This is a genomic window from Bradyrhizobium sp. 1 (assembly GCF_023073315.1).
Classification (GTDB): domain Bacteria; phylum Pseudomonadota; class Alphaproteobacteria; order Rhizobiales; family Xanthobacteraceae; genus Bradyrhizobium.
The window spans coordinates 129,620-142,288 of record NZ_JADPJH010000033.1 but is presented as its reverse complement, the minus strand read 5'-3'; the positions used below and the strand labels follow the sequence as shown (position 1 = coordinate 142,288).

The following is a 12,669-nucleotide window of genomic DNA, read 5'->3' as shown; positions in this document are numbered from 1 at the left end:
ATTCAGGAGCATGCCGCAGGTCAACCGCGGCGGCCAAATGCACAGGGAGGAGCAGATGAGCGCAGGCAGCGGCACGCCGTTCCGTGGCATCGTCGGCAAGACGGTTGCTGACTCAAAACCCTGGTGGCCGGAAGCGCCGAGGCCACCCGAAGGCGCGCCGAACATCCTGGTCGTGCTGTTCGACGATGTCGGCTTCTCCGATTTCGGCTGCTACGGTTCGGCGATCAAGACGCCGACCATCGACAGGCTCGCCGCGGAGGGCCTGCGCTACAGCGGCTTCCACACCACGGCGATGTGCTCGACGACGCGCGCGGCGCTGCTCACCGGGCGCAACCATCATTCGGTCGGCGTCGGCTGTCTCGCCAATTTCGACTCGGGCTATCCCGGTTATCGCGGCAAGATCGCGCGCGAGGCGGGGACGCTCGCCGAGATGCTGCGCGTGCACGGCTATCGCAATTACATGGTCGGCAAATGGCACGTCACGCCGCTGACCGAGAGCGGCGCCACCGGACCGTTCGACGGCTGGCCGCTCGGGCGCGGTTTTGACCGCTTCTACGGCTTCCTCGACGCCGAGACCGACCAGTACGCACCCGAGCTCGTCTCCGACAACACGCACATTGATCCGCCCGGCACCTATGCCGACGGCTATCACCTGACCGAGGATCTGATCGACCAGTCGATCCGCTTCATCGGCGATCACGTCGCCGATCGTCCGGACGTTCCCTGGCTGACCTGGGTCGCGCTCGGCGCCTGCCACGCGCCGCATCAGGCGCCGAAGGACATCATCACGAGCTACGACGCCTCGTTCGCGCACGGCTGGGACGTCGAGCGCGAGCAGCGTCTCGCGCGTCAGAAAGCGATGGGGCTGGTGCCGCAGGATACGCGGATGCCGGCGCGCAATGACGGCGTGAAGGGCTGGGAGGAGCATTCGGCCGATGAACGTCGCGTCTTTACCCGCCTGCAGGCAGCCTTCGCCGGCATGCTCGACCATTCCGATCGCCATCTCGCGCGCCTCGTCGCGTTCCTGGAGACGGCCGGCATCCGCGACAACACCGCGATCATCGTGATGTCCGACAATGGCGCGAGCCAGGAGGGTGGGCCGCTCGGCTTCGTCAACGCGATGGGGCCGTTCAACTTCAAGCCGGAGCCGATCGCGGAAAAGCTCAGCCGTATCGACGATATCGGCGGGCCCGACACCCACAGCAATTTCCCGCACGGCTGGGCGATGGCGTCGAATACGCCGCTGCGGCGCTACAAGCAGAACACCCATGGCGGCGGCATCCGCGATCCCTTCGTCGTCAACTGGCCGAAGCGCATCGCAGCCAAGGGCGAGCTGCGGCACCAGTTCGTCCACGCCAGCGATCTCACGCCAACGCTGCTGGAACTGATCGGCATCGAGCCGCCCAAGACGATCGCGGGCTGCTCGCAGATGCCGCTTGAAGGCGAGAGCTTTGCGCGCTCGATCAACGATGCGTCCGCGCCCTCAAAAAGCTCGGCGCAATATTTCGAGATGTTCGGTCATCGCGGTCTCTGGCAGGCGGGGTGGAAGGCGGTTGCTTTCCATCCGTCGGGCACGCCGTTCGAGAGCGACAAATGGGAGCTGTTCCATCTCGACGAGGACTTCTCCGAGACCAACGATCTTGCGGCCAAGGAGCCGGAGCGGCTGACAACGATGATCGCGACATGGTGGGCGGAGGCCGAGAAGCACAAGGTGCTGCCGCTCGACGATCGCTTCGGCCCTCGCTTTGCCGAGAACGCCGCGCGCTTCCACGGTGCGCGTCACCATTTCGTCTTCCACGCCGGCATGGGGCACGTGCCGACCGACGTCGCGCCCGACGTTCGCAGCCGCAGCTACACCATCGAGGCGCATGTCGAGATCGACGAGCAGGGCGCCGACGGCGTGCTGATCTCGCATGGCGATGCGACCTCGGGCTACAGCCTCTATGTCAGCGATGGCCATCTCGTGCACGACCTCAACATCGGTGGCAGCCACCAGATCGTGCGTTCTGAGCACACAGTGCCGTCAGGCGCGCGGCGGCTCGGGGTGCACGTCGAGCGTCTCCTGCGCAAGGAGCCGCCCGCGAAAGGCTCGCGCACCGGCCTCACCGCATACACGCTGCTGATCGACGGCGAGGCGGTGGGCTCACTCCAGACCCAGCTCGGCTTCCACACGCTGATCTCGTGGTCCGGCCTCGACATCGGCCGCGACCGCGGCAGCCCGGTGTCGCACTATGAGGCGCCGTTCGAATTCGAGGGCAGGCTCTCGCGCGTCACCGTCACCATGCACAACGATCAGAAGCTCGACGGCGATGCCGTCGGCAATGCGCAGATGGCACGGCAGTAAGCACTACGCGCACTTACTGCTGGCCGGGAGGCGGGATCAGCGGCGCGAAAGCCGGAGGAGTGGAATCATCGGTCGCGCGCTCGCGCGTCGTGCGAATGCGGTTGGCGTCTGAGGCGTTGAGAATGCCATTGCCGCTTCCCGTCATTCGTTCGTGTGAGGTGCGAACGTGCTTCACATCGGAGGCGGGCAGCGATTTGCCGACATAGGGTGTCGGCGACCAACCACTGTCGGTTCGCTCGTAGCTGGGCCGGACCTTGACGTTATTGATCGTAGGCGGAGCCGGCGGCTGCGACTGCGCCTCGGCGACCTCGGTCACGCCAATCATTCCAAGCAGGATGATCAAAAGACCAAGCCGATTGGGATCTGACCTTTGGTTTGCCATGCTTCACCGCCGACGCAGGGGACCTGACTGCGGCGGCAGGGTAGACCAGCAAGGGCGGCTCGGGAAGCCGCCCGGCGCTACCGGAAAGCGCGGCTTACTTGATCTTGTCGTAGGCCGCCCCGAAATCACCCAGCGGCATCGGGATCGCGATGGTCTCCTTGGCCATGTTCTGGAAGGCGACCTTCAACTGCTTGCCTGACCGCAAGGTTGCGAGCAGGTCTGGTGCGATCGGCGTCGAGGCGTAGCAGCCGCGGTTCTCGCAGGTCTGGATCTGGAGGTCGACCGCCTTGCCCTCGTCGACCTGGAGTTTTGCGCCGACGGGCAGGTTGAGGCCGAGCGGCAATTGCAGCAGCGCCACCGGCGTGCGGGTGTCGGGCGCGATGCGGATGTTGATCAGAACGATGGTCTGGCCGGTCTTGGTCAGCACCGCGTTCTGCTCCATCGCGCATTCGAGCGGCGCATCGCGGCTGACGCTGGTGCAGCGTACGACCCAGCCCGCCTGCTGCGCCGGAGCACCGTCAGCCTGTGGCTGCGTCGGGGCGGGCGCGGGCTGCGCGGCCGGGGCAGGAGGGGCAGCGTTCTTCTTGGCGCCTTGCTGGGCATAAGCGGTGCCCGTCGACAACAGGAGCGCGGCGGCGAGGGCGACAAGTCGGAATTGCATGAGCATGACGAAACCACGTTGGCGTGAACCGAGGGCCCCGCTGTAGCGTCGCGGGAGCCGTGGTGCAAGCTTACTCGGCGGCTTGCTTGACGGTGCCGTGCTCGGGCGTCTCGTGGCCTTCGTCGTCATCCGAACGGCCCCAGTCAGAGAACCAGTTGTTGAGCCTGTCGAGATAGAGATAGATGACGGGCGTCGTGAACAGCGTCAGCGCCTGGCTGACGATCAGGCCGCCGACCATGGCGTAGCCGAGCGGCTGGCGGATTTCGGCGCCGGTGCCGTGGCCGAGCATCAAGGGCACACCGCCGAGCAGCGCGGCCATCGTGGTCATCATGATCGGGCGGAAGCGCAGCAGCGCGGCCTGGCGGATGGATTCCTCTGGTGTCCTCCCGTCGCGCTCGGCGGCGATCGCGAAGTCGACCATCATGATGCCGTTCTTCTTCACGATGCCGATCAGCAGGATGACTCCGATCAAGGCAATCAGGCTGAACTCGAAGCCGGCCGCCATCAGGATCGCGAGCGCACCGACGCCGGCCGAGGGCAGGGTCGATAGAATCGTGATCGGATGGATGTAGCTCTCGTAGAGAATGCCGAGGATCAGATAGACCACGACGAGGGCTGCGAGGATCAGCAGCGGCACGGTGCCGAGCGACTGCTGGAACGCCTGTGCGGTGCCCTGGAAGCTCGAATTCAGCGTCGGCGGTGCGCCGAGATCGGCCATCGCCTTCTGCACGGCCTCGGTGGCCTGGCCGAGCGCGACGCCCTGGCCGAGATTGAAGCTGATCGTGATCGCCGGGAATTGGCCCTGGTGGCTGATCGAGAGCGGCCGGACCGGATCGGTGGACCAGGTCGCGAAGGTCGACAGCGGCACCTGGTCGCCGGTCAGCGGGGATTTCAGATAGAGCTTGTTCAGGCTCTCGAGGCTGCCCTGCATCTCGGGCAGGATCTCGAGGATCACCTTGTAGGTGTTGAGCTGGGTGAAATACTGCGTGACCTGCCGCTGTCCGAAAGCGTCATACAGCGTGTCGTCGATCAGCTGCGGCTGGATGCCGTAGCGGGCGGCGGTGTCGCGGTTGATCTTGAGCTGGACCGTGGTGCCTTGCGTCTGCTGGTCGGTCGCGACGTCGCGCAGCTCCGGCAGCGTCGCCATCTTGGCGAGAATCTTCGGCGCCCAGTCGTTGAGCTCGACGAGATCGGCATCCTGCAGGGTGAATTCGAACTGCGTGCGCGTCGGCCGGCCGCCGAGCCGGACGTCCTGGGCCGCCTGCATGTAGAGGCGGGCGCCCGACACCTTCTCGAGCTTGGGACGCAGTCGCGCGATGATCTGCTGTGCCGAGGCCTCGCGCTGGTCGCGTGGCTTCAGCGTGATGAACATGTTGCCGTTGTTGCCGGCGCGGCCGCTGCCGCCGATGTTCATCGCGATCGTGGCGATATCGGGATCTTCCATCACGATCTTGCCGAGCTCGACCTGGCGCCGCTGCATCTCGGCGAAGGAGATGTCCTGCGAGGCTTCGGAGGTCGCGGTGATCAGGCCGACGTCCTGCTGCGGGAAAAAGCCCTTCGGAATCAGGATGAACAAATAGACCGACAAAGCGAGCGTGGCGAAGAAGATCGTGAGCGTGGTGCGGCGCCAGGCCATCGCATGGTCGAGCACATATTCGTAGCCGCGCAGCATCCCGTCGAAAGCGGCTTCGCTCCACTGGTAGAACTTGCCGTGGGTGACCTCGCCATGGGCGCGCAGGAAGCGCGAGGCCATCATCGGCGTCAACGTCAGCGACACGAACATCGAGACGAAGATGGTCATCGCCAGCACGACGGCGAATTCACGGAACAGGCGCCCGATGATGCCGCCCATCAGCAGCAGCGGGATCAGCACCGCGACCAGCGAGATACTGATCGAGACGATGGTGAAGCCGATTTCCTTGGAGCCCCTGAAGGCCGCCGCCATCGGCGATTCGCCTTCTTCGATATAACGCGTGATGTTCTCGAGCATCACGATGGCGTCGTCGACGACGAATCCGACCGCGATGGTGAGCGCCATCAGCGACAGATTGTCGAGCGAATAGCCCCAGACCCACATCAGGGCGCACGCGCCCAATAGCGCCAGCGGAACCGTGATGGTGGGAATGACCGTCGCCCAGAAGCTGCGCAGGAAGACGAAGATGACCATGACCACGAGGCCGATGGTCAGGAGCAGCGTGAACTGGACGTCTTCGACGGCGGCGCGGATCGTCGTGGTGCGATCGCTGATCAGCTCGATCTTGATCGCGGGCGGGATCGCCGCGACGAGGCGGGGCAGCGTCGCCTTGATCCTGTCGACGGTCTCGATGACGTTGGCGCCCGGCTGCTTGAACACCACCAGGAACACGCCACGCTTGCCGTTGGCCCAGGCCGCCTGCTTGGCGTCTTCGGCGCCGCTGACCGCCTGGCCGATGTCGCGAATTCGCAACGGGCCGCCGTTGCGATAGGCGATGATGACGTCGTTCCAGTCCTTGGACTGGGTGAGCTGGTCGTTGGCGTAGATCGTGTAGGCGCGCTTGGGTCCGTCGATGTTGCCCTTGGGGCTATCGACCGTGGTGATCGCGATCTGGCTGCGCACGTCCTCCATCGACAGGCCCTTGGCGACGAGTTTTGCCGGGTCGATCTGAATGCGGATGGAGGGCTTCTGCTGGCCGCCGATGAAGACCTGCGCGACGCCGGAGAGCTGGCTGATCTGCTGGGCAAGCTGGGCGTCGACGGCGTCGCTGACGCTGGTGAGCGGCATCGTCTCCGACGTCGCCGACAGCAGCAGGATCGGCGCGTCGGCCGGGTTGACCTTGCGATAGGTCGGCGGCGAGGGCAGGTTCTTCGGCAACTGGCCGCTGGCGGCGTTGATCGCGCCCTGCACGTCGTTGGCGGCGCCGTCGATGCTGCGGTTGAGGTCGAACTGGATGGTGATCGAGGCGGTGCCGAGATAGCTCGTCGAGGTCATCTGGGCGATGCCGGGGATTTGCGCGAACTGGCGCTCCAGCGGCTGCGCCACGGACGAGGCCATCGTCTCCGGGCTGCCGCCCGGCAAATTGGCCGTGATCTGGATGGTCGGGAAGTCCACCTGCGGCAGCGGCGCGACCGGCAGCAGGGGATAGGCGACGAGACCGACGAAGAGAATGCCGGCCATCAGCAGCGAGGTGCCGATGGGATAACGGATGAAAGGTGCCGAAATCCCGCCCTCGGTCATTCCTGTCGTACCTTGTTCTGGCTTGGATCCGAGCTAGCCACGGCCGTCGAGACAACGCTTCCGGGCTGCACCTTGAACTGGCCGCCGGTAATGACCTGCTGCCCGGGCGTGAGGCCTTCGTCGACGACCGAACGTCCGTCGATGGCGTAGCTCACCTTGATCTTGTGCACTTCGGCCTTGTTGTCCTGATTGACGGTATAGGCGTAGAGGCCATTGGTCGAATGCTGAACCGCGTCATCCGGAACCACAGTCGCATCCTTCAGCGTCCGGACCAGCAGGCGCGTCGAAACCGACTGTCCGGGCCACAGCGTGTGGTCCTTGTTGTCGAACACCGCCTTGAGCCGAATAGTCCCGCTGGACGTATCGACCTGGTTGTTGATGACGGCAAGCTTGCCTTCGGCCAGCGTCTTCTTGCCGTCGGTGGTGTACGCGATCACCTTCAGCGCGCCGGCCTTCTGGCCTTCGCTGATATAGGGGAGCTGATCCTCCGGTGCGGTGAAGATCACCGAGATCGGCTCGACCTGCGATATCGTGACGATGCCGGTCTGCGTCGAGGAATTGACGATGTTGCCGATGTCGACCTGGCGCAGGCCGGCGACGCCGGTGATCGGCGCCTTGACCTGGGTGTAGTCGAGCTGGGTCTGGGCGTTGGAGATCGAGGCCTCGTCGGCGGCGATCTGGGCGGTGAGCTGGGCGACGGTGGAGCGCTGGGTGTCGGTCTGCTGCCGCGTCGCGAATTCGCCGAGCTTGGTGTAGCGCTGAAGATCAAGATTGGCGTTGGCGAGATTGGCCTCGTCCTGCTGCTTCTTGGCCTTGGCTTGGTCGAGCACGGCCTGGAACGGGCGCGGGTCGATCTCGACCAGCAAGTCGCCCTGGTTGACCATCTGGCCTTCGGTGAAGGCGATCTTGTCGATCTGGCCGTCAACCCTTGTCCGGACTTGTACGGTGTTGAAACCCTGCACCGTGCCGAGACCGGTCAGGTAGACCGGGAAATCGGCCTTCTGGACCGGTGCGACGCTCACGGGAATGGCGGCCGGGCGGGGCGGGCCTTTCTGTGCGGTCTGGGTTTTTCCGGCCTCGGGCGAGCCGTATTTCTGCCAACCGTAGTAACCGGCGGTACCCACGGCCGCGATGATGACAATCCAGAGTATCGGCCGTGATTTTTTCATATCGGCTCGTTGGCTCGTATGCCCAAAACGACAAATTGTGGGGCAATCATAGGGTTCCAGCGCGCTTGTATAATACACGCCAAGTTCCAGTGTAAACAGCACTATCGGCTGAGAATCCTAAACAATTGGAAAGCTTTGCACTGCTTAGGCAACCGTCTGGCGCGTCGGTGTGCAGGCTGCATTTTCCCGGCGCAAACCATCAGCGTGCAAAAATTAGGCAGCACTCGTAGACGGTGTGGATGGAGCGGAACGGGTTTGGAGAAGGTCGCGCATCGCTTGACCCGGAGCCGCAGCATTTGCGCTTTTCGAGAACGGTTCTAAGTCGGGTGGGCGGCGTTTCGGTTGTCAGGAAAATCGGCATCGGTCATATCGGCCCCGCTACAAGGGGAGCGTATGATGGACGAACTGAACGGCAAGCTGATCGCGTGTCAGATCTTGATCACGGGATTGATCGCGCGCGTCGCCAACGAGCAGCGCGATCCCTTGCGCTTCCTCACCGACTTCCGCGATGAGATCAAAGCGGTCGTCAACGGCGTCAACATCGCCGGCATGGACAACAGCGATCGTGTGCGCGCGGTGGCGCAAAAGAGCATCGACGAATTGTTCTCGCTGATGAAGCCGCCGAGCAGCGATTGACGGCTGCACGCGAGCGCTGATTCAGCGGCATTTCTCGCGTTCGTTTTAGAACGAGTCCAATCTACGTTTAGAACCGTTTCAAACTACAGTTTAGAATCGTTTTGATCTGGACTTATTCAAGCGTTCTCGCGGCTTGCCCGCATTGACCCACTATTTTGCCACCGATACCAACAGCCTAATCGCTCATCGAAGTGAATGAGCGAACATGAAGATGGGGCGTGGTGTAATGGGGCAGGTGGTCGCACCGAAGTCGTTGCGTGCGGTGGCAGCGTTCAATCCGGTGGACGAGAAGTCCGCGGGCATTTCCGGCAGGAAGGTCTCGGCCGTCGCGAGCCTGATCGCGGTGGCGTCGGTGTCGAGCGGTGCAGAGGCTCAGCAGTCGAACCTGCCGCCGGTGACGGTCGATGCTCCCGTCGCGCGTCCACGTCCGACGGCTTCCAAGCCCACGGCGGATCAGGTCCGCGCGCGCAACGCGCTTCGCCGCGCCGCGCAGCGCCAGCAGGCGGCGCAGCAGGCTGCTCCCGCCACGCCGTCGGGTGCCCCCGACGGCAATCCCTATGCCGATCCGGCGGCGCCCTACAAGATCGACCGTGTCCAGGCCTCGGGCAAGTTTCCTGAGCCACTTCTGAACACGCCGAAGACTATCACTGTGCTCAGCAAGGAAGTGCTGGACGACAAGAACGCCACGTCACTGAGGGAGGTTGGGCGCTCGACTGCCGGCGTGACGCTCGGCTCGGGCGAAGGCGGCAATGCGTTCGGCGACCGCTTTTTCATCCGCGGCTTCGATGCGCGCAACGACGTCTTCATCGACGGCATCCGCGATCCCGCGGTGTCCATCCGCGAGAACTTCTTCACCGAGCAGCTCGAGATCCTGCGCGGCCCGGCCTCGTCCTATGCGGGCCGCGGTACTGCGGGCGGCGCCATCAACATCGTCACCAAACAGGCGACCGATCGTAACTTCCAGAACGCCGAGACCACCTTCGGCACCGACATGACCAAGCGCGTCACGATCGACGTCAACCAGGTCATCGACCCGACCTTCTCGGTGCGCGTCGGCGGCCTGTTCCAGGACGCCAATGTCGCCGGTCGCAACTACGTGACCGACAATCGATGGGGCACCTTCATCTCGACCAAATATGCCCCAACCAACGACTTCAAGATCACCACGAACTACGTCCACACCGACCTCAGCGGCTACCCGGATTTCGGTGTGCCCTACTACAAGCAGGGCAACGCGCCGGCCACTGAAGCAGGCATTCCGCGTGGGACCTGGTACGGACTCCTCAATCGCGACTTCCAGACCGCGCGGCAGGATTTCGGCACGCTGACGGCAGAATATAAGCCGACCAACAACATCACCCTGACCAGCCGGACTCGCATGGAGCAGTCGACGCTGGAATACATCGGGACGTTGCCGCAGTCGCCCATCACGACCGACCCCGATCCGACCAAGTGGACGATCACCGCGAGCGCGCAGAGCCGCAATCAGTGGGTCGACGTCATCGCCAACCAGGAAGACGCCACGTTCAAGTTCAACACCGGATCGGTCAAGCACACGGCGGTGACCGGGCTCGAGGTCTCGAACGAGCGCATCGGAATCGGCCGCTACAACGGGCTTGCGTCGGAGGCGTTTGGATCGGGATTCAGCAGCAGTGGAGCTCTGCCCCTCCAGAACATGTACTCGCCCGGCTACACCTACAGCCCCGGCCCGTTCAACCCCGTGCTGACCGGCGATCCGACCCGCTACAACGTCGACAGTGGCGCCGTCTACGCGATGGACACCGCGAACTGGGAAGACACCATCATCTTGAACGGCGGCGTGCGGTGGGACAGCTATAAGCTGAAATCGTCGATTGCCGCGGCTTCGAGCAGCGTCGACTCGGACTTCGTCAACTACAACGCCGGCATCGTCTACAAGCCCGTTCCGATCGGCAGCCTCTATGCGGCCTATGCGACATCGACCAATCCGTTCGGCTCCGAGCTCGATGCAACCGGCGCTGACTATGGCTCGAACTCGCCGACAAACACCACGATCCTCGGACCCGAGAAGAACAAGGCGGCGGAAGTCGGCACCAAATGGGAATTGTTCGACCGTCACCTGCTGGTGAGCGGCGCGCTGTTCCGGACCACCAAGGACAATGCGCGTGAGACTGTCGGAACAACGCTGACGTCGGGTGCAGCGTACCAGATCCAGGGTATCGACATCGAGGCCAGCGGCAAGCTGACCGACCGCTGGAGCATCTTTGGCGGCATCGTGCTGATGGACTCGAAGGTGACCAAGAGCAACATCCCGGGCAATGTCGGCTTGCAGCTCGCCAACGTCGCTCACCAGTCGTTCAGCCTTTTGACCAAGTACAAGTTCGACGGCGATTGGGAGGTCGGCGGCCAGGCGGTGTTCCGCTCCAAGGTCTATGGCGGCACCTTCGGCGCCAACACCGGCACGCTGATCCCGAGCTACTGGCGCTTCGATGCGTTCGTCGAGAAGAAGATCGACAAGAACTGGACCATGAAGTTCTATGCGCAGAACCTCACCAACAAGCTCTACTACGACACGCTCTATCGCAGTGCGGCGCCGTTCGTGGCGGTCGCGCCGGGCAGGGCGTTCTACATCGTGACGACGGCGAAGTTCTGAACATGTTGACGTGTCTGCCTGGCGTTCTCAGCAAGGAAGATGTGGCGGAGTTCCGCCGCATTATGGACGCCAGCGAATGGGAAGACGGCCGTTCCACCGCGGGCGCGCAGTCAGCAATGGTCAAGCGCAACGAGCAGTTGCCGCCGGATAGCGAGGTCGCGCGCAAGCTCGGCAACCGCATCATCTCGGCGTTGACGGCGAACCCGCGGTTCCTGGCGGCGGCGATCCCGCTCCAGATCTTTCCGCCGCTGTTCAACCGCTATGCGGCGAACAGCGGCCATCATTTCGGCCTGCACGTCGACAATGCCATCCGCGGCGACCGCCTGACCGGCCTTCGCATCCGCACGGATCTGTCGGTCACCCTGTTCCTCAGCGAGCCCGAGGAATATGACGGTGGCGAACTTGTGATCGAGGACACCTACGGTTCGCACGAAGTCAAGTTGCAAGCAGGGGACTGCGTGCTCTATCCCTCGACCAGCCTGCATCTCGTCACGCCGGTGACCCGGGGAGTACGGGTTGCGTCTTTCTTCTGGCTTCAGAGCATGATACGGGACGATCAAGCCCGGAGCATGATCTTTGACCTCGACACCGCGATACAGGCGCTGGTGGGACGGCTCGGGCGTGACGATCCCGAAACGGTCAAATTGACGGGTATCTATCACAACCTCATTCGCTACTGGGCCGAAGTATGAAGATCATGTCCTTCCAAGCAAGCCTTGCCGCAGCCGCCATTCTGGCGGCCGCCTGGCTCGCGGCGCCTGTTTCCGCCCAGACACCACCTGCGCCGACGGCGCCGGCGCAGGTCCAGTCGTCCCCGGCCAGCCCGGCTTCCGTGCCATCGGCAACGGCGCCTGCGGCTTCGACCGCTGCCTCTGCCCAGACGGCATCGCGAGCAGCCCCCGCCGCGAAGCCCGACACGGTGTCTATTGGTGTGCCGGCCATGAAGGAATTGTCACCCTGGGTGATGTTCATGTCGGCGGACATCATCGTCAAAGCGGTGATGATCGGGCTCGCCTTCGCATCGCTGATGACCTGGACCGTCCTCATCGCCAAGTCGGTCGAGCTGTCGGTCGCGTCTGCAAAACTTCGTTCGGCGCTGAAGAAGATCGCGGAGGTGCGTTCGCTTGCGGAAGCGCAGATGGCGCTCGGCGCCAAGGAAGGCATCCTGCCGTCCTTCCTGGCGGCGGCGTTGCGCGAGGCGCGGATGTCGGCGGGCCTGTCCAGCGATACCGGCATCAAGGAGCGCGCCGCCTCGAGCTTCCAGGAGATCGTGCGCGCGGAGGCGCGGCGCATCCGCATCGGCATGGGCGTGCTCGCGACCATCGGCTCGACATCGCCCTTTGTCGGCCTGTTCGGCACGGTCTGGGGCATCATGAACAGTTTCATCGGCATCTCGAAATCGCAGACGACCAACCTCGCGGTGGTCGCGCCCGGCATCGCCGAGGCGCTGCTGGCGACCGCGATCGGCCTCGTCGCCGCGATCCCTGCGGTGATCATCTACAATCACTTCTCGCGCGTGACGAAGAGCTATCTCGAGCTCGTCAGCCGTGCCTCGGGCGCGGCGGGGCGGCTGCTCTCGCGCGATCTCGATCGCAGCCACGGCAGCGTGCATTCGCGCGCGGCGGAGTGAC

At 64.0% G+C, this 12,669-nt stretch carries 9 protein-coding genes; 5 read left to right on the top strand and 4 right to left on the bottom strand.

Translation table 11 applies throughout. The features are described from left to right. The first annotated feature begins 55 nt into the window (after nt 1-55). Entirely contained in the window at nt 56-2,344 is a 2,289-nt protein-coding gene (locus tag IVB29_RS25670; protein ID WP_247506190.1) for an arylsulfatase, read from the top strand. Nucleotides 2,345-2,357: 13 nt separating this feature from the next. Here IVB29_RS25670 and IVB29_RS25665 read toward each other — a convergent pair whose 3' ends face one another. From IVB29_RS25665 to IVB29_RS25650, 4 genes are all read right to left on the bottom strand, one after another. Further along, entirely contained in the window at nt 2,358-2,660 is a 303-nt protein-coding gene (locus tag IVB29_RS25665) for a hypothetical protein (RefSeq protein WP_247506189.1), read from the bottom strand. A gap of 160 nt (nt 2,661-2,820) precedes the next feature. Then, entirely contained in the window at nt 2,821-3,393 is a 573-nt protein-coding gene (locus IVB29_RS25660; RefSeq protein WP_247506188.1) for an invasion associated locus B family protein, read from the bottom strand. Nucleotides 3,394-3,457: 64 nt separating this feature from the next. Further along, nucleotides 3,458-6,601, bottom strand: a complete 3,144-nt coding sequence (locus IVB29_RS25655) for an efflux RND transporter permease subunit (RefSeq protein ID WP_247506187.1) — start codon at nt 6,599-6,601, stop codon at nt 3,458-3,460. Next, entirely contained in the window at nt 6,598-7,770 is a 1,173-nt protein-coding gene (locus IVB29_RS25650; protein WP_247506186.1) for an efflux RND transporter periplasmic adaptor subunit, read from the bottom strand. Before IVB29_RS25650 ends, IVB29_RS25655 begins: the two co-directional genes overlap by 4 nt. Before the next feature lie 396 nt (nt 7,771-8,166). Between IVB29_RS25650 and IVB29_RS25645 the strand changes: the two genes are divergently transcribed. From IVB29_RS25645 to exbB, 4 genes are all read left to right on the top strand, one after another. Continuing rightward, entirely contained in the window at nt 8,167-8,406 is a 240-nt protein-coding gene (locus tag IVB29_RS25645; RefSeq protein WP_247506978.1) for a hypothetical protein, read from the top strand. A gap of 211 nt (nt 8,407-8,617) precedes the next feature. Beyond that, a complete protein-coding gene (locus IVB29_RS25640; RefSeq protein WP_247506977.1) occupies nt 8,618-11,038 on the top strand; it encodes a TonB-dependent receptor in 2,421 nt (806 codons plus the stop codon). Nucleotides 11,039-11,040: 2 nt separating this feature from the next. Beyond that, on the top strand, nt 11,041-11,730 hold the full coding sequence (locus tag IVB29_RS25635) for a Fe2+-dependent dioxygenase (protein ID WP_247506185.1): 690 nt from the start codon (nt 11,041-11,043) through the stop codon (nt 11,728-11,730). Beyond that, on the top strand, nt 11,727-12,668 hold the full coding sequence (gene exbB / locus IVB29_RS25630) for a tonB-system energizer ExbB (RefSeq protein WP_247506184.1): 942 nt from the start codon (nt 11,727-11,729) through the stop codon (nt 12,666-12,668). Before IVB29_RS25635 ends, exbB begins: the two co-directional genes overlap by 4 nt. Nucleotide 12,669 lies beyond the last annotated feature (1 nt).